We start from the raw sequence: 17,962 nt of genomic DNA on the forward strand, positions 1-17,962 counted from the left end.
TTAGCATCCCCCATTTTTATCGATATTTCGTTAATTACAATATTTACTTTCAAATCCCTTTTTAAATATACGCATTTTAATCAAAATTAAAAATTTTCATTTTTTATGTTTACAATTATCCATTAATTGTATATACTTACTAACGTAAGAAAAAAATTCTAAAAGGAGGTCGAAGGAAATGATGAAATTACAATTACATGCATTAACTTTAGCGTTAACTGCACCTGTGTTTTCTGGACAATTAAATATGAATTCGACCACCCTAATGGAGAATTGAAAATCGTAATTTATTTCATTTAATTCATAAATTCGCCACAGGAGGTCGTATACTTTCCTGTGGCTTTTTCACGCCCAGCCATAGGAGAACTGTATCTTCCTGTGGTTTTTTTGCGCGATTTTTTAGTCTCTTACATTATTTTTCTAAGAAAGGAGCAACATTCAATGACTATTAGCGTATTGTTTTTAAGTATTACGATTCAAAGAAATACAATTTCCAAAGATGAAATTCTTCATAATGAGCAAATTGAAAAAGCTATGAATGATGTTAAGGAGCGCCAAGCACTTTACTGTGATCACCTGTAATTCCTTTTTGAAAGGAGGAATTCATTTATGACTTTTCATATTTTCTTTTTTACGACTGTGCTTCAAAAACATACTTTATCTGAAACTGAAATCAATCGTAAACAACAGTTAAAACAACTGACTGATAAAATAACTGACATTAAAAGTTCATACTACACTCAAATGTATTAAAAATATATTTTAAAGGGGTCATATATTCATGAAATTTAAAGCATTCTTTTTAACCATCACCATTCAAAAACGTAAGCTTTCACAGAAAGAGATTTTACGTGAACAACACATCCAAAGCATTATGGACGAAGTAAAAGAGCGCCAATCTTCTTATTACACTCGTCTTTTCTAAATCACTTATAAAGGGGTAATTATTTTATGAAATTTAAAGTATTCTTTTTAACCATTACCATTCAAAAAAATAAATTTTCTGAGTCTGAAATGCTTCATGAACGACAAATTAATCAGGCTATGAATTCTGTAAAAGAAAGACAAAGTCATTACTGTAGTCATCTGTAATTCCAATTCGAAAGGAGGAATTCACATATGAAGTTTCACCTTTTCTTTTTAACGATTACGATTCAAAAAGAAACAATATCTCAAAATGAATTAAAACAAGAAAGACAATATAAACAAGCTATTGATGAAATTCGAGATCGTAGAAGCAAGTACTACACTCACCTTTAATCGTTTAACTATATAGAATTGAAAGGAGTCGATTATGATGTTGATAGCACGCTGTAAGGAAATGATTTGGATAGTTCAGAGGGATTCCACATAGTTTTATAGAGCTTATATCACACAAGTTTATCACTGAATTTGATGTATAAAAAATATATAATAAAATCAAATCAACCCACTTTTAATTATTTATTTATAAACAAAAGATACACCACTTAAAAAGCGGTGTATCTTCCTCAGTTTTTACTATTTTCGGTTACTTCTCTTCGTCTTAAACAATCTCACTAAGTTCGAAACAACTGTTTTTGTTACTGCATAAACTGGTACTGCTAAAATCATTCCGATAATTCCCGCAAAGTTACCTACCCCTAAAATTAAAATAATAATTGTTAGTGGATGAATATTTAATTTCGAGCTCATAATACGTGGTGAAATAATATTACTTTCAAACTGTTGTACAATTGTTACGATAATAATTACGTATAAGGCTTGCATCGGAGATACGAACAGTCCTACAATAACAGCTGGTGCTGCCCCGATAAATGGACCTAAGTTAGGAATGATGTTTGTAAATGCTGCGATAATTCCTAAAACGAAAGCGTACGGTAAATCAATAATTAAATAACCGATAAAAGTAAACGCACCTACAAATATACAAACGAGCGCTTGCCCTTGAATATATGCAGATAATGTTTCGTTCGTTTCCTTAATGATACGAAGCCCCTCTTCACGGTAAGATTCTGGTAATAAACTTACCGCTTTTCCTGGAAAGGCATGTCCATCTTTAAACATGTAAAATAAAATGAACGGTACAGTAAATACAACTAATGCAACGTTCGTGATAATACCAAATAAAGCCGTTGCACTCGACGTAATTGTATTTGGTATATCTTTTAAGTATTCAATCGCATTTTTTTCAATTGTTTCAATGGAAACGTAGTTTTGTGTAGATAACCATTCAAACAACCTATGATGTGATAATTCTTGTATGTATACTTTTCCCTCTTTTATGTAGCCTGGCATATTTTTTACTAAGTCCATTAGCTGTTGTGAAATCGTAGGAACAACTACTCCAACGCCAACCGCAGTTAATGTTATGATAAAAAGATATAACAGCAATATCGCTAAATTTCTAGGTACTTTTTTATTCTCCAAAAAGATTAATACAGGATTAAATATGAAGTATAAAAAAAGCGCGATTAAGATTGGGAAAAATAATGTTGATATGAAGATACCAATCGGTTGAAATAAAAATGATATTTTTGTGCAAATAAATATGATTCCTACAACCATTAGCACTTCTAATGTCCAAAAGTGCACTTTTGATTTCAAAAAAATGGCCTCCTTTAAACTAGCACTTCTCTTCATTGTACCAAAATAAGTATGAATTTCACATAATATTTTCCTTTACAATATTCCAAAATACCAATAAATACACTACAATGAGATTACATACAAATTTGCAGGTAAAGGTGATAAAAATGACACAATGCATCATTTGCAGAAAAGATACGAAAGAACTTAGTGAACAATATGTCATTCCAGAAATATTATGTGGATATTATTTCACAAACTCAATTTGTGATACTTGTCATGAACAAATGACAACAAATATTGATCGTCCTTTAATTAGGCATAAATTGAGTCAATTTAAGATTGAACAAATGAAAAGACAAATTGATTCCCCACTCTATACGAATGAGCACGGTGAGGAACTTGCGGCTGCTGAGACTGATGTTGTCGAAGTAAGCGACGAAATTCTTTATTCTAATGCATTAATTATGAAACTATGTAAAAAGCACGATATTTCCTTACATAATGAAATTTGGAAAGAGGAACGTGTAACGAAAGTAGCGAGTTCTATTCAACGTGAATTACTATTAGATAACCGTAAATATAAAATGAGTATATTAAAAATGGCTTATACATTCGCTGTACAAGCAGTTGATGGCTACTTTGAAGATCAAGATGCAATTGATATTTCTACCATTCTCTCAAATGCAGATTTCGTGGAACTAAAAGAAAAAAGCATTGTACGTGATTTAAGCAAAAGTTCTTTATGGAATACGCTAAATACAAGTAGTGAAAATCATTACTTTATTTTACTTAGCGATAAAGACGGTCTGTTTTGCTTCATTCGCTTGTTTGACATCTTTGATGTTGTCGTTCATTTATCAGAAAAAAGATTTGACCTTCCATCACCCATTGTCGGTGTAAATAATGTGAATACACAGAAATTTTATGTCCAAAGTTTAAAACAGTATATGGATGGGCTGTTCAAAGAAAAAGCACCTACTATATAATAGATACCAGAACATACGGTCTCCTTTCTTGATGAAAAGACACTGTGTTATAATGAGTATGAAAAGAACAATACAATCACATAAACCAATTATAAATTGTATATAAATAAAAAAGACTAGTGTGCGGCTACACACTAGTCCACGTAACTTAGCAGATTGGATTGTTCATTTATCCTATTTGTTTCTTACAAACAAAACAACCCACATTCTATAGGCATAGGTGGGTTGTTATTTTTTGAGCTTGTCTATTAAAACGACGACGAACGTTAACAATGCAACGAGAAACAGTCCACCCTGCAGTAGCAACGCTATTTCACTCACGTATTATCACCCCCCTCCTACTCGGAGAAGTGATAATTGAACAACCAACCGCACCTTAAGTTACCCTTTGATTTTACCATATTTTCTAATAATTTACGATGAAAACCCGCAAGCGAATAACTTGCGGATTTTTTATACCCTATTAACAGGCAGTAAACAAAATGAAGCAATAAATAAGTGAAACTTTATTTTTCACTATTTTTTTAATGCATATGCATCAGCAATCATTTCACCAACAATTTTATTTTCTTCTTTCTTCTTGTCTTTCAATAATGGGAATAACAATTCTGCCACTTCATACGCTTCTTCTAAATGCGGATATCCTGATAAAACAAACGTATCAATTCCTAACGATTCATATTCTTTTATCCTTTCTGCTACTGTATGCGGATCGCCTACAAGTGCAGTACCTGCCCCACCTCTTACAAGTCCGATACCAGCCCATAAATTAGGGCTTATCTCTAACGACTCTCTCGTACCTTTATTTAAATGTGTCATCCGTTTTTGACCAACCGAATCATATCTTGCAAATGTCTTTTGAGCAAGCTCAATTGTTTCATTATCCACATATTGAATTAAACGTTCGGCCTCTTCCCATGCTTCTTCTTCTGTCTCTCTTACAATTACGTGTAATCTAATGCCAAATCGGACTGTACGCCCCTTCTCTTCTGCAAGTTTTCTTACTTCTTCTACTTTTTCTTTTACTTGCTCTGGCGGCTCTCCCCACGTTAAATATACATCACTATGTTCAGCTGCTACTTCTTTTCCAGCAGCTGATGATCCTCCGAAATATATAGGAGGATATGGCGTTTGAACTGGTGGGAATACAACTTTACTATCTGTAACTTGAATATGTTTTCCTTCTAAAGAGATCGTTTCACCTTGCAATGTCGATTTCCAAACTTTTAAAAATTCATCCGCTGCTTCATACCTTTCATCATGATCAAGATATAATCCATCTCCTTGTAGTTCAACTGGATCTCCTCCAGCTACTACATTAATAAGCAGTCTCCCATCTGAAATTCTATCAAATGTAGATGCCATCCTCGCTGCAACTGTAGGGGACATTAGTCCTGGTCTTACTGCTACTAAAAATTTTAGTTTTTCTGTTTCAGCAGCAAGAGCTGAAGCTAACACCCAAGGGTCTTCACATCCTTGACCAGTTGGAAGTAAAACACCCGTATATCCTAAATAATCAGCTGCCGCAGCAACTTGCTTATAATAACCATATTCAGCTGCTCTTCCTCGTTTTGTCGTTCCTAAATATCGACCATCTCCATAAGCCGGAATAAACCATAATAATTCCATGCCTTTACACACCCCTTATTTATTTTGAATCGTATACTAACACATTCTATATAAATTACCCCTAATAATTTATATGTTAATTCCCAGTCTCACCTTTAAAATTATCTCGCCATCTTAAAAACTTCGCTTCTAGTAAACGTACTAGAGAGTCAGAAAACTTCCCAACAAATGCAAAGATAATTATGCCGACAAATACGATATCTGTATTTGAAAATTGCCTTGCATCCATAATCATATAACCAATACCTTCTGTAGATCCCATAAGTTCTGCTACTACTAAACTCACCCATGCAACACCTAACGATAACCTTGCTCCTAGTAAAAGATTAGGCAATGCAGATGGTAAAATGAGTTTCGTAATTAGTTTTCTTTTGCTAAACTCTAACACTCTCGCAACATCAAATAACTTTGAATCCACACCTCTAATACCTAAAAATGCGTTTACGTATAAAGGAAAAAATGCACCATCTGCAATTAATAACACTTTCGATGTTTCACCAAAACCGAACCATAATACGAAAAGTGGCGCAACAGCTAGATGAGGTACAGTTCTTAACATTTGCACAGGTGGATCTAAATATTGCTCACTTCTCGTTGAAAACCCAACAATCGTTCCTAAAATGATTCCTAAGCCCCCACCAATAAAGAAACCAGCCACAGCCCTGAATACACTAATACTTAAATGGCCGAATAACTCTCCTGTTTTAATAAGCTCTTGGAAAGCTAGAAAAATATCTAATGGTGTTGGTAAAACTGTTTTAGAAACAAGACCGAATACGCCAGCTAACTGCCAAATTATTAATATAATAACCGGTATAGTAATCGCCCTTACTAAAACTTTTACATTTAACTTTCGCACATTCTTAACTCTGTTTTTCTCAATCGTTATACTCGCTGGTTTCATAACAGCTTTCGTATTTTCCACTTTACAAAACCTCTTTTCACTTCGCTTTCAATGCTTTTTCTACGAAAGAATTATCTACAACTTTTTCCGCCTTAATTTCTTTCTTTATAGAACCGAGCTTATATTGAAAATCCGCTGTCTTTTGTTGTTCTGCTATTATTTCCTTCGTTACCGGAACTAAAATTGGTTTGTCGTGATTAAACACTTCTTTTACGATCTCCGCATCTATCTTTTTTACAGAAGTATATACTTTTATTGCTTCATCTAAGTTAGCATCTTGCCATACACGTGCTTTCTCATAAACTTTGAGGAATTTCTCAACTAATTCTGGATGTTCTTTCGCAAATTTTGTTCTCGTAATTAAAAATTCTGGTGAAGAGACATTTAATGTTTCACCGTCTGCAATCACCTTCGCACCTTTATTTAACGTATGTAATGATATGAAAGGGTCCCAAATCGCCCATGCATCTACTGATCCTGATTCGAATGCAGGCTGCGCTTCATCTGGTTGTAATTGAATGACATTTACCTCTTTTGCATCAATCCCTTCTTTATCAAGTGCTCGATACAATAAATTAAAGGCACTACTTCCTTTTGCTACCGCAATTTTTTTACCTTTTAACTCTTTTACACTCGCAATCTTGCTATCTTTTTGAACGAGAATTCCAGTTCCTTTTCTCGCATAACTTGTATTGGCGATTTCGGTAAATCCAATACCTGCTGCTTGCGCTGAAATGACTGGAGAATTCCCTACTTCACCAAAGTCTAATCGGTTTGATGCGATTGCTTCAAAATAAGGAGGTCCACTTTGGAACTCTGTCCATTTCACTTTAACTCCTTCTTTTTTAAACTCCTCTTCAAACCACCCCTTTTTCTTTGCTAGTAATAGCGGGCTTAACCCTTGCTGTATACCAATTTGTATTGTTACATCTTCTTTCTTACTACTTGCTGTACTTTTTTCACATCCTAATAAACATACTGATATAGCTAAAGCAAAAGAAAGAATTTTAAATTTTTTATACATATAAAATCACCCTTTTCCTATATACTTGTTTGAATCAACCCTCCATATTCAAACTGCTGTAATACTTTCGTTCGAAGTTGTTGGAACGATTGAGAAGTTTTATTTCGCGGATAAGGCAAATTATTTTCAATCACTTTATGTATTTTCCCTGGTTTTGCACTCATAATGATGATTCGGTTTGAAAGATATATCGCTTCGTCTATATCATGTGTAACGAATATCATTGTTGTTTTCTTCTGCTCCCAAATATTTAGCAATACTTCTTGTAAATGACTTCGAGTAAAAGCATCCAGCGCTCCAAAAGGTTCATCAAGTAATAATACATTTGGATCTCTTAATAACGCTCTCGCTATCGCAACACGTTGTGACATCCCGCCTGAAATTTCTTTCGGATACGATTTTTCAAAGCCATCTAACCGAACGATTTCAACCCATTCTCTCACCTTATCTTTCACATACTTATCTTTTAACGACAAATCTGCCGCTATATTTTCTTCAACTGTTAACCATGGAAAAAGCCTATGTTCTTGAAAAATAAAACCTTGTTTCTTGCTCGTTTTTAAGATAGGCTCCCCGTCAATAACAACTTCACCTTCAAAATCATTATCTAGACCTGCAACAATTTTTAGTAATGTACTTTTTCCGCACCCACTCGGACCAATTACTGTAACAAAATCCCCTTCCTCTAATTGAAATTTAATATTCTCTAGCACTTGAACCGTACCAGTTTGTTTCAAAAAATATTTTGATACCCCATCAATTGAAACAGTCATTTCTTCCCCTCCTTAAAATGATTCATATAAATGAACAGATTCAGTATTTGTGCAATAAAAAAACCAAAGGCATTTTATCTGTTGATAAAATGCCTTTGGTTTCTCCAATCAGCAATACGTTATGGAATTAAGTACATATTATACAAATATTTCCGATAAGTCAACTAGGTTTTATTAAAACATACATATGATTTGTTTGAACATTTTACTTTTGTTTATTTAAACGACGTTTACTTACTATTTTTTCTGATCTTTAATCCACTGTAACCAATAAGAAAACTCACACGCTAAATGCATTTGATGGGATTTAATTAGACTATTAGGACAAAGGACTGGGAACTCAACAACTAGACTTACTTCTATCCCTGTATCAGTATCTTTAAATTGATGTCGAACTCCACCAATAGTAGTACCATCTTTCATACGTGCAACACCTGTTGATTGGTATTGATAAGATTTATCTCTCGGTGTTTTCAATCCGGTTTCGTCACCAAAAACAATGAAAAATTGAACTGGAAACGGAGAATTACCAGTAGTTTCGATAACCTCTAATTCATTTTCCCCAAAGGGTCTTAGTACATAGTGATCAGGACAAGCAGATAAATTCACTTTGTTATTTTCACGTGATTGTTCAAGCATCAAACTATCAATTCCATGTATAGCTACTTCTGCTGTAATCCCGTCTAAATAAATACTAGTTTTTGAAAATTTTCGTCTATCACCAGATAAAAGAGTACAGATACGCATACCTAATGCACTTAATCTAAGTTTTGATTTCAACTTTTCGTACATTTCATTGTATGTATATCGCAACTTTATTTCCGTTAGCTGTTTTATCATGACGTCTGTATCATTTATTTCAAGCTCTTTATGTCCTAATGTATATAATACTTTTTTTATCCGTTCTCTTTTCCATTTTATAAGTTGCTCTTGTGAGATATTATTTCCATCGATAATAATTTTCATAAACTTTCTCCTTCCTTTTGATTGTATCGTAGTGTAGTTAATACTAAATTAACCATTTCATGTTTTGTATCTAGATTCAACTTTACTTCTGAATGAGCAATACTGCTAAGACCGTATAGAATAAACCCAGAAGCTAATAATGAGTTATCAGTATAAAAAACCCCTATGTTTACTCCCTCTTCAATTACTTGTCTAATTAACGGTTGCATACGTGCGAATAATTTCTGTTCCAGTTGAAAATGTTGTTCCGTCTGAAACGAACTCACATTTTTATAGGGTGCTAACTTTTCAATAAATGTCCAAAATATATCTAGTGAATCTTTCATCTTTTGCATGACAGACTGTTCATTTGAAACAAGTATTTCTTCAATTAACTCCATATTTTTCACAATACAGTCATTTAAAACTTCATCAACAAAATTCTCTTTAGACTTGAAGTAATAATAAAATAAGCCCGTTGCTACACCTGCATGATTCACAACATCTTTTATGCCAAATCCTTTCATACCATTTTTCATATATAGTTCAAAACCAATATCCATTAACTCTTGGCGTCTTACATCTGGTTCTTTTGATATTCTTTTCATACGTCATCTCCTACAATGTTTTCACCACGACTGAATCTGATTCAATCATAAACGACTGAACTTGATTCAGTCAATATTATTTCATAAATTTAAAATCGATTTAATAACTAAGCGACGAAATTTCTACAAAAAAAGAGTAATCTCAAGAGATATGCTACTAACCTTAGATTTATCAAAAAAGTTAGATCATATAACTTGAGACTACTCATTCCCATTCAAAATATTTATGTAATTAAATTTTATTTCCTCTGCACCCTGGCTGTCTCCAAAACTATTGGTGGCAGCTCTTTTTGAATGATTTCTTTTAATCCATAAAGAGCTTTCTTCACATAACCACCTTCGAAATTTCCTAATGGTTCTGGTAATTCATCCTCATCCAATATGAAGTATTCTCCATTTGGAAGTACCATAATATCGATGATTAAATCTTCAAAGGAAACCACTTCATCTTTTATTTGTGTGTTTTTTACGATATTAAAATAGGAACCTAAATACTTTCCTTTTATATCTCTCCATACGTATAAATTGTACGGACGATCTTTCCAGTAATATGCGATTGTATAACTTCCTTTTGGGATTGTTAACTTAGTATCATTTGCAGTCATTGTAAATGAATACTGCACCTCGTGAAATAAAACGATACTTTGTGATTGCTTTTCAAGTAATAAGCAATTGTGATCTACTATTGTTGAGTTATACCGGATTTTTCTTTCTATAATTTCAATTTTCGATGTAAGTAACTTATTCATTATTTTGTTTCCCCTTATGCTAGTTCTATCCTCAATTATATCCATTTATGTAGTAATAAAGAAGTGTATAGTTTTTTATATAATGATTTATACAAGTACATAATAAAAACTCCTTCTTATTTAGAAAGAGTTTTTCACTATCCATGTTTCATATTTTTTCACTTCTAACGGAAGCTCATTTGTTTTTATGCAACTAACAGTACTATTACTCATGTTTTAACTTTTCCTTAACCGCATCATAAAATTTTCGTTCTTCATCAACATTTAAGTAAACACGACTTACTGTTTTAGAAAAGCCGTATAACAACTGCGCTTTCACTGACTCTTTTAATGTTATTTCAAAAGTAGCAGGTTCTTTTATGAACTCCATAACAGTTGCATCCAATACCTGTCTCCCTTCTTTTGCCGTTAGCAATTCACCCTTGTAGAACGCAATATTATCAATTTGTGTAAATGGCACAACAATTTTCTTTCCTAATCCGATTTGAATGATTACTTGTTCTTCTGTTACGACAAGTGGATTTTTGCGCATCGCTTGTATTTCAGCTATAAAATAAATCATCGCGTATACATTTAAAATAAGTAAAATCCATGCTATTACTGGATTCCACTGATGTAGTAAATAATGAAAACCAATGCTTTCAATTGCTGTTGCATGAATAATCATGATATACACACCTATAGCACCAGTCTTTTTATGATATGAGTATACAGATTTACCTGTTGGTACTTTTTCACGCCACGATAAAAACGCATAATAGATTAACTTACACTCTGTTAGAATGACATCTATTAACTTACCTCTTTTCATAGTAGCGTCAAACGCTGCATCAATTGCATAAGAAAAGGAATAATTTTCTCTTCTATATTCTTTATATTTTTTTATTATTTTAGGAAGCACTCTAACAATTTTATAGAGAAGGAATAATTCTAGACCTACAAATGCAATTTCAGCCGCAACAATAATATAAGAGATGAATGAAAAAGCTTGTAAATAATCACTTGGAATAATAAATCTTGCAAAAATATAACCAGCTATTACAACAGGAACTATATATGTTAACGAGTATCTTTTTCGAATAATGAAGAAATACGTGATGATTGGAATGACAAACATGCAATCTAATAATGATCCAAGCACAACTTCTTTCGGCGCAACTGGTACAATTGGAAGGGCATACAATAAATAGTTTGATAGCATAATTAAAGAGACGAGTCCAATCCAAATACCTTTTCGCCTTCGTGATAGTGTAACCTTCATACGTTCACTCCTTTATTTAAAAACCTCATTTAAATGGTCTTTATAAAATGAAATGGCACGTTCAAATTCTTTTACTTCCTCTACTTTCACGACAGTTTCAAGTAATAATTTCATCGCTGATTCGTGATCGTTTACGTTATATTTTGCTAATGATAAAAATACTTTCATCGGAGCGTTCTCTGGAAATTTTTTCACCCCAGCTTCTAATACTGTAATTGCCTTTTCATATTCCCCTATACAACGATATGTACTTCCTAAACCAATATAAGCACCGCAAAGCGATTCGCCATCAAGTCCATTTGCGATTGCCTGCTCATAATACGGAACTGCTTCTGTTTCTAGCCCCATTACATCATGTATCCACGCACACTGATACAGTACTTCTGCATCCTTTGTAAAGTTTGTTAATCCTATAAGCATCTCTTTAGACTGCGCATATTTCTTTTCATTTCTAAGTTTAATAGCTTGCTTTAATAAATGTTCCATAGAATCCACTCCTCACCAATTATTCTGTGTATAGCTCTTGATTGGTATACGCTTCACATTCGTGTAAAAGTAAAATTCCCACCAATTAAAGTTTCGCTTACTTATTACTATGCGGATTCATTCTCATCTAAAAACTTAATTTTAAAAAGCAGTGACACGATTACATAATACCTCTAAGCTTTTGACAATTTCTTTCGCTGTTTCATCTTTCCCATTACACAACTTCCCTTTACCATCCTGTCCAATTACATAATGCACAGCCCCGCGCGAATATAAAGAATGTGGTGAATTCGCAATCATTACATTCGCCCTTGCTTCTTTCATTCTATTTTTTGCTCTTTCAAACAGTTCTTCTTCATTTAAATCACTTTCAAGTTTAAAACCAACAAGTACTGTTTCTGGGTCCCATTCTTTTATTTGTTTTAATACCTTTGGAGCCTTTTGAAAGTGAATAATCGGTGCTATATCACTTGAAATTTTTCCGTTCATATTAAGAACATTACCATCTTGATCACAAATTTTCTCTACAATCCAATCTGATCCAGCCGCTGCCATAATGACTGCATCAACCTTTTCATGTGATATGATACTTTTCATTTTATCTTGTAAATCAACGATTCCTTCAAATGGATGTAATTCTAACCCTCTATGTACATCACTCGGTTTCTCCGCAAAATAACCGTGTAAATATATAACATGTGCCCCTTTAGCTAGAAGTTCTTCTGCGATTATCCTTCCGATTGTACCTTTGGCCATATTCGTATGCCCGCGTACTTGATCCCATTTTTCTAGACAACCACCGCTCGTAATTAATACATTTTTCCCCTTCATTGTAACCATCCCTTACTAATTTTTCTTACGAAACCATTCTGTTCCAAAGTCAACTATATCACGCTGTTTCATTAGACGACACGTTGCATTCCCTATCTTCCCATTTTTTACAGTTCCTTTTCGCTCAAACTCCACACCAATTTCTACAAACTTCTCAGATTCGTAATCCATTTCAACAAACTCTTTCCACACTCTTTCACCGTTTTCTATAATAGGTGCTCCTACTTGTATTAACTCACATGCACCAGAACGCACCTCGGATAAATGAACAGACGTATTGGAATCATATCCAACACCAATTAATAATACGTACCCGTCTAAATCATATATTTTTCTTAATGGAGATTCTTCTCCAAAGCTCATTGATAACGAATGGTTCATTGTTATTTCTACTGCATGTTTTCCCCATGCAGCAAAACTTCCTAACGGATGATTACTACGTACTACATTCGGATATGTACGAAAACATTCAACTATTTCACCCATTCCCCTTGTTGGGGTTATACGTGAATCAAATGCTGGGACGTTATCTCGGATAATTTGCCACCAGTCTTCCGGTACAGGTGGTCTTGACCAATGTTTCGGATCGGACAAATCCGAAGATTGCGTTGGCATTATTATCGTTCCTTCTTCCGTAACAACTTTCATTAATGCTTCTACTACAGCAACGGCACCACCAGATATCCACCCGATAGAACTTAGTGATGAATGAACGATAATTGTCATTCCTTTTTCGACTCCTAATGCTTTTAAATCTTTTGTTATTGTTTCGATTGTATTTGGAAATTGTGTACTTGCTACTATTTCATTCATTTTCATATTGGTTCCCCCACTAGCCACGTAAATTTAAACTTTTATATAAATATATTATCATATTTTTCTCAATTTTTAACTTAATCATATTCATTACTACAAAAATATGTATATTATTATACTGAAGCCTCAAAACTCTATTAAAATCGTAGATAATGATGAGCGAGAGTTTTTTTGAAATGAAGAAAAATGTAAATCCTATTTTTTCAAACTATACTCCATATGCATATTTTTATACTATTTTTCCATGTAACAATGAAGTCTTTCTATCCCTGGATATTTTTCTCCTAAACTTTTAACTTGAAAACCAATTCTTTTATAAAATTCTACCGCCCCATCGTCTGTCTCCGCTTCTATATAAGTCAATTGATATATCCTTACCACTTCTTTAATCATTTGCAGTGCAATTCCTTTTTGACGATAATCTGGAGCCACTGCTATATGACATATGCGTGCTTTAGTTTCTCCGATTATTTCAATACCTAGACAAGCTTTTTCTTCATATTTGTACAAAGTCCCTTTATTACTTTGATAAAATATTACTGCTTTCTTTAAGCTTATTTCATTTGGACCGACGGCATATTGTAGCACATTTAATATTGAATCTTTCTCAATTTGTTTAACACACTGTAAATTCATACTTTCATCCCTTTCTATGAAAAAAGACTAGCTCTTAATAAAAAGAGCTAATCTCATTACGCCGTTATTTTTTCTTCTTTTTTTACAACGACAGCCACATAACTATGAAGTATCATTCCAATAATAACGAGACTCATACCAATCCAAGATAATGATGATGGAATTGGTGCAGATAACCAAATCAACTCTCCTACTAGCGCAAATAAAACTTCACCAGACTGCGTCGCTTCCACTGTTGCTAATTTTTGCGGATCATCTTTCACAAGATCTGTTGCAAAGAAAAATAATACTGTCGCGATTAACCCAGAGCTAACTGCTACAATAAAACATTGAAAAACTTGGCTACTTGACGGTAATCCGCCTGTTGATACTTCGTAACCAGATAATAAAAACCAAAATGGTAAACTTGCTAATGTCATACCGAGTACTCGCTGAAATACATCTAATTCCCCTTTACAAACTTGCATCATTTTTCTATTTCCAAGAGGATACGCAAATGCTGCAATAAGTACAGGAACTACACATAAAACGGTTTCACGAATACCTAATGAAGAAGCATGTTCTACTTGCATGAGAACGACACCGAATAAAATAATGCCCGACATTACTAATTCCTTCATCGGAAGTTTTTTATGTAGTGGATCCACCGCAAAAAATGGTGTTAACAAAATCCCTGCAACGATTGTAATTTGCCATGTTGATGCAACGAGCCAACCTGGTCCGAACGCTCCAGCAAAACTAAGCGGTGCATAAAAGAGACCAAATCCAACGATACTCCACACTAACCATTCTTTCGGATTGTTTTTCATATATTGAAAGAGTTGCTTTAAGTTCCCTCTATACATAACAATAAGTAATAGCATTGGAACCATAAAATAATACCGTAATGATGCACTCCAAATCCAGCTTCCACCTTCTAAGTCCATTGCCCTGTTTAAAACAAAAGTAAAGGCAAAGAAAAATGATGCCAGTATCCCTATAACAATTGCTTTCATTGTAAAACCCCTTGTATTTAATTTTTTATCTCTATGACCTATATTTTAGTATACGCGATGAAAAATCTACATTCAAACTTACATTTCACTTTAGGATGATGAAGGAATTGTAGTAGATTTACATGGGAATAAAGTGCATTGGTATGAAATCGAGGCCATTACATATCAAAATTTTCAAGGGTCAAAATCTACTTTAATCTCGACCCACTATACTCACCATGAAAATATACGCATCCGCTATAAAAGATGGCTACCAACTATTGCACATTCAATTTACTGGTTTTCTATTGAGAAACCAAAAGATTATCATAAAAATTTAATGATAGCTTGGGAAGAAAAGCGAACGAATAAAAACAAACGCCTCCTTTAATTATTATTTAGGGGCGTTCGTTCATTCAAAAATTAAAGAATATGTAGTTTATATTCTCTGTATAATTTCCTCAATCGACTTATATGAGCTTGATGATACCGATTATGATCTGCTATATGCCATATTCCCCATCTTATTGTCGCAGTTTCGCCTTTTTCATACAAAACTTCCCGCGTTAAATCAGTTTCTGTTAGTTTCATACATTCTTCATAAAACAATTTTTGCACTGCTTCATAATCTTGCATTAACTCTTGCAATGTGTTTTTTCTTAAACTTGGTAATTCTCCTACTTCATTTAACATAGGACCATATTTATTTTCAAATGCTGGCGGAACATCTTCTCCCTTGAAACGATACACCCAATGTAAATCAACAACTGCTAAATGCTGAAGTAACTGCCCAATACTATTTTCATTATTTTCAGACCCTTTATAGGATAGTTCGTTCTCTTCAGTACCTTCGACTAACCTTTGCAATCTATTAAACGTATCAGCAACCGTCGCATACAAAATCGCTACTTGAGGGTCCATTTTTCTTTCTAAATGGAGATCTTTCATACAAAACTTCCTCTCTTAAAAGAACAACACCCTATGTTCATCATCACTATACACACCATTCATTTTTATAGCCCTTTTTTCAATTCCGTATGTTTTAAATCCCATTGACTCATATAATCGTTTGGCTGGTTCGTTCGTTGACACAACCCCTAAATTCAATTGCTCTAGCTTCATCTCTTTTGCCCTTTCAATCGCTTTACGTATTAAATCACGTGCAAGACCACTTCTTCGATTTTCAGTATCTACATACATTGCAACGATATGTCCTTTATGCTTATATGCGTCTTTTTCTTCTGTTAATAAAGTAACAACCCCAACTAAACGATTTTCATTATTAAAAGCACCAAATGTAAAACTACTGTTGGATGAAAGATTACTAGCAACTCGTTCAAGAGGGTTTTCTTGACGTACTGCTTCTTCATAAGTCGTTATAAATGCTTCTGGATTTACTTGTAGTGCTTGTAAACGCAACTCCCAATATTTTTTTGCATCCGCTTTTGTAAGTAATCGAATCATTTTATTTTCCCCTTTTTAATTTACATAATATTTTTATAGGTTATTATTTTTTGATTCATACTCTTCTTTTAATATACTGTAACGATAGCGATGAATGAGCTTTCCCTGTCTCAATCGATCATTTCTCATTAACCCTTCGCATACAAATCCGGCACTTTCATAACTCTTTTTAGCTTTTGTATTATCTTCATCTACACGTAACCAAATTTTCTCCAATTCAAACTGAGAAAAACCTATTTGTAACATGCTGTTTAGAGCTGCCATTCCAAATCCTTTACCCCAATAGTCTTTATTTCCAATCGCAATTCCTAGTTCAGCATTTTTATTTGTTTTATCAAAATTTTTAAGGTCTACCCATCCAATATGTATACCTGTCTCAGTAACGATTGCCCTTTGTTCATAACCATTTTTTCGGCTTATACAAGCTTCAATCCAGTTTCTCGTATCTCCACGAGTGAACGGAGGATATTGATCTGGTACGACTAAATGCTTTGTTACATCTCTATCTAATGACCATTGATAGCGATCTTCTACATCATCTAGTGTCAATTCTCTTAATTGAACATATGGTACATTCATTTTTTTCTCCTCTCTTTATTTACCAATAGAAAATCCTTCGAACACTCTTCCACCATACTGTTCTAACGTCTTTTCTATAAAATGAATTAATTCATTTTTCCCTCCCGTTTTATAAAAATGATCAAAAGCGGCTACAAATTTGTTTGCATATTGCTCATCATATCTTTTTAGCACTCTAATAAACCATTTTGAACTCCCAAGCCACTTACCATTTACTCTTAATACATATTCATGTACTAAATCGGCTAATAAATTAGCGATAAATAATTCTTCTTCTCTTTTTGTTGCACCAATAAAGTCATCTAAAGTATCCGTAATAAAATATCGCTTCTGCTTAATCGTTTCTTCGGTCCATTTAGCTGGTCCTTTATGTAGTAAATCATTCGCTTCTTTTTTTAATTTCTCAACAATTTCCTGTTCCCCTTTTAAGGCAATCCCTTCTGAAACTAATTGTGGTAACGACGGCCTCCCTCGATCACAATCCATTTTGAAAAAGGTTTTATATGTTTCGAAATTATGAACAAACACCTCAACAGGCCATCCATTACTATAGAAAGATTCTCTATAGCAAGAAGTTAAACTTTGATCGACTATTACAATGTCAAGGTCAGATGTTTTCGTCGCTTCTCCTCGTGCAACGCTTCCGCCGAGTAAAGCTACATCACAATTCGGAAATTGTAATGTAATTATGTTTTGTGCTGCTTCAATTGGTTTCATAACCGATCC

Annotated in this window: 24 protein-coding genes and 1 pseudogene; 6 read left to right on the forward strand and 19 right to left on the reverse strand. The window is 33.6% G+C overall.

The genetic code is table 11. The features are described from left to right. Positions 1-441: 441 nt before the first annotated feature. Genes ACTFN4_RS22420 through ACTFN4_RS22440 form a run of 5 tightly spaced genes read left to right on the forward strand, consistent with a single transcriptional unit; the run spans position 442 to position 1,260 of the window. A complete protein-coding gene (locus tag ACTFN4_RS22420) occupies positions 442-582 on the forward strand; it encodes a YrzI family small protein (protein WP_000156193.1) in 141 nt (46 codons plus the stop codon). Positions 583-609: 27 nt separating this feature from the next. Then, positions 610-753 carry a YrzI family small protein gene (locus ACTFN4_RS22425; RefSeq protein WP_000142712.1) on the forward strand — a complete coding sequence of 48 codons (144 nt, stop codon included), beginning with the start codon at positions 610-612 and terminating at the stop codon, positions 751-753. Between the two features lie 28 nt (positions 754-781). Then, a complete protein-coding gene (locus tag ACTFN4_RS22430) occupies positions 782-925 on the forward strand; it encodes a YrzI family small protein (RefSeq protein ID WP_000668965.1) in 144 nt (47 codons plus the stop codon). Positions 926-951: 26 nt separating this feature from the next. Further along, positions 952-1,092: a YrzI family small protein gene (locus tag ACTFN4_RS22435; protein ID WP_000669806.1), complete on the forward strand. Its 141-nt coding sequence runs from the start codon at positions 952-954 to the stop codon at positions 1,090-1,092. A 27-nt stretch (positions 1,093-1,119) separates the two neighbouring features. Beyond that, the gene (locus tag ACTFN4_RS22440; RefSeq protein WP_439962797.1) at positions 1,120-1,260 is read left to right on the forward strand and encodes a YrzI family small protein; all 141 of its coding nucleotides are present in this window, start codon (positions 1,120-1,122) and stop codon (positions 1,258-1,260) included. 240 nt (positions 1,261-1,500) lie between these two features. Here the strand turns inward: ACTFN4_RS22440 and ACTFN4_RS22445 are convergent, their stop codons facing one another. After that, complete coding sequence (locus tag ACTFN4_RS22445) at positions 1,501-2,586, reverse strand: AI-2E family transporter (protein WP_000837892.1); 1,086 nt, start codon at positions 2,584-2,586, stop codon at positions 1,501-1,503. A gap of 149 nt (positions 2,587-2,735) precedes the next feature. Here ACTFN4_RS22445 and ACTFN4_RS22450 point away from each other — a divergent pair, with 149 nt between their 5' ends. Then, on the forward strand, positions 2,736-3,557 hold the full coding sequence (locus tag ACTFN4_RS22450) for an HNH endonuclease (RefSeq protein WP_000189709.1): 822 nt from the start codon (positions 2,736-2,738) through the stop codon (positions 3,555-3,557). Positions 3,558-3,785: 228 nt separating this feature from the next. Here ACTFN4_RS22450 and ACTFN4_RS22455 read toward each other — a convergent pair whose 3' ends face one another. The 18 genes and pseudogenes from ACTFN4_RS22455 to ACTFN4_RS22540 form a co-directional block, all read right to left on the reverse strand. Further along, positions 3,786-3,878, reverse strand: coding sequence for a putative holin-like toxin (locus ACTFN4_RS22455; protein WP_001289320.1), 93 nt, complete (start codon positions 3,876-3,878; stop codon positions 3,786-3,788). A 195-nt stretch (positions 3,879-4,073) separates the two neighbouring features. Further along, positions 4,074-5,186 carry an FMNH2-dependent alkanesulfonate monooxygenase gene (ssuD, locus tag ACTFN4_RS22460; RefSeq protein ID WP_025686896.1) on the reverse strand — a complete coding sequence of 371 codons (1,113 nt, stop codon included), beginning with the start codon at positions 5,184-5,186 and terminating at the stop codon, positions 4,074-4,076. A gap of 76 nt (positions 5,187-5,262) precedes the next feature. Continuing rightward, positions 5,263-6,111, reverse strand: coding sequence for an ABC transporter permease (locus ACTFN4_RS22465; RefSeq protein ID WP_439962799.1), 849 nt, complete (start codon positions 6,109-6,111; stop codon positions 5,263-5,265). Between the two features lie 16 nt (positions 6,112-6,127). Continuing rightward, entirely contained in the window at positions 6,128-7,114 is a 987-nt protein-coding gene (locus ACTFN4_RS22470) for an aliphatic sulfonate ABC transporter substrate-binding protein (RefSeq protein WP_000276909.1), read from the reverse strand. 17 nt (positions 7,115-7,131) lie between these two features. Continuing rightward, positions 7,132-7,887, reverse strand: a complete 756-nt coding sequence (locus tag ACTFN4_RS22475) for an ABC transporter ATP-binding protein (RefSeq protein ID WP_439962800.1) — start codon at positions 7,885-7,887, stop codon at positions 7,132-7,134. 237 nt (positions 7,888-8,124) lie between these two features. Beyond that, the gene (locus tag ACTFN4_RS22480; RefSeq protein WP_000691337.1) at positions 8,125-8,853 is read right to left on the reverse strand and encodes a hypothetical protein; all 729 of its coding nucleotides are present in this window, start codon (positions 8,851-8,853) and stop codon (positions 8,125-8,127) included. After that, positions 8,850-9,440 (reverse strand): TetR/AcrR family transcriptional regulator, encoded by a 591-nt coding sequence (locus ACTFN4_RS22485; RefSeq protein ID WP_439962801.1) that lies wholly within the window; start codon positions 9,438-9,440, stop codon positions 8,850-8,852. The genes ACTFN4_RS22480 and ACTFN4_RS22485 overlap by 4 nt, the downstream gene beginning before the upstream one ends. 239 nt (positions 9,441-9,679) lie before the next feature. Then, positions 9,680-10,189: a DUF402 domain-containing protein gene (locus ACTFN4_RS22490; protein ID WP_001037877.1), complete on the reverse strand. Its 510-nt coding sequence runs from the start codon at positions 10,187-10,189 to the stop codon at positions 9,680-9,682. Between the two features lie 205 nt (positions 10,190-10,394). Then, complete coding sequence (locus ACTFN4_RS22495; protein WP_063245543.1) at positions 10,395-11,450, reverse strand: hypothetical protein; 1,056 nt, start codon at positions 11,448-11,450, stop codon at positions 10,395-10,397. A gap of 12 nt (positions 11,451-11,462) precedes the next feature. After that, entirely contained in the window at positions 11,463-11,936 is a 474-nt protein-coding gene (locus ACTFN4_RS22500; RefSeq protein ID WP_000400636.1) for a tetratricopeptide repeat protein, read from the reverse strand. A 141-nt stretch (positions 11,937-12,077) separates the two neighbouring features. Continuing rightward, the gene (locus ACTFN4_RS22505) at positions 12,078-12,767 is read right to left on the reverse strand and encodes a phosphopantothenoylcysteine decarboxylase domain-containing protein (RefSeq protein WP_439962802.1); all 690 of its coding nucleotides are present in this window, start codon (positions 12,765-12,767) and stop codon (positions 12,078-12,080) included. A 15-nt stretch (positions 12,768-12,782) separates the two neighbouring features. Next, a complete protein-coding gene (locus tag ACTFN4_RS22510; RefSeq protein ID WP_000783346.1) occupies positions 12,783-13,586 on the reverse strand; it encodes an aminoglycoside N(3)-acetyltransferase in 804 nt (267 codons plus the stop codon). Positions 13,587-13,817: 231 nt separating this feature from the next. Further along, complete coding sequence (locus tag ACTFN4_RS22515) at positions 13,818-14,219, reverse strand: GNAT family N-acetyltransferase (RefSeq protein WP_001053116.1); 402 nt, start codon at positions 14,217-14,219, stop codon at positions 13,818-13,820. Between the two features lie 56 nt (positions 14,220-14,275). After that, positions 14,276-15,214, reverse strand: coding sequence for a DMT family transporter (locus tag ACTFN4_RS22520; RefSeq protein WP_000644594.1), 939 nt, complete (start codon positions 15,212-15,214; stop codon positions 14,276-14,278). Positions 15,215-15,616: 402 nt separating this feature from the next. Then, on the reverse strand, positions 15,617-16,141 hold the full coding sequence (locus ACTFN4_RS22525) for a DinB family protein (RefSeq protein ID WP_000653845.1): 525 nt from the start codon (positions 16,139-16,141) through the stop codon (positions 15,617-15,619). Between the two features lie 15 nt (positions 16,142-16,156). Next, positions 16,157-16,657, reverse strand: coding sequence for an N-acetyltransferase family protein (locus tag ACTFN4_RS22530; protein WP_439962803.1), 501 nt, complete (start codon positions 16,655-16,657; stop codon positions 16,157-16,159). 33 nt (positions 16,658-16,690) lie between these two features. Further along, a complete protein-coding gene (locus ACTFN4_RS22535; protein ID WP_001102499.1) occupies positions 16,691-17,236 on the reverse strand; it encodes a GNAT family N-acetyltransferase in 546 nt (181 codons plus the stop codon). Next, a pseudogene (locus ACTFN4_RS22540) lies at positions 17,193-17,953 on the reverse strand (nucleotidyltransferase domain-containing protein). Before ACTFN4_RS22540 ends, ACTFN4_RS22535 begins: the two are co-directional and overlap by 44 nt. Positions 17,954-17,962 lie beyond the last annotated feature (9 nt).

The sequence above is a fragment of the Bacillus cereus group sp. MYBK95-2 genome (genome assembly GCF_051915225.1).
GTDB lineage: Bacteria > Bacillota > Bacilli > Bacillales > Bacillaceae_G > Bacillus_A > Bacillus_A cereus.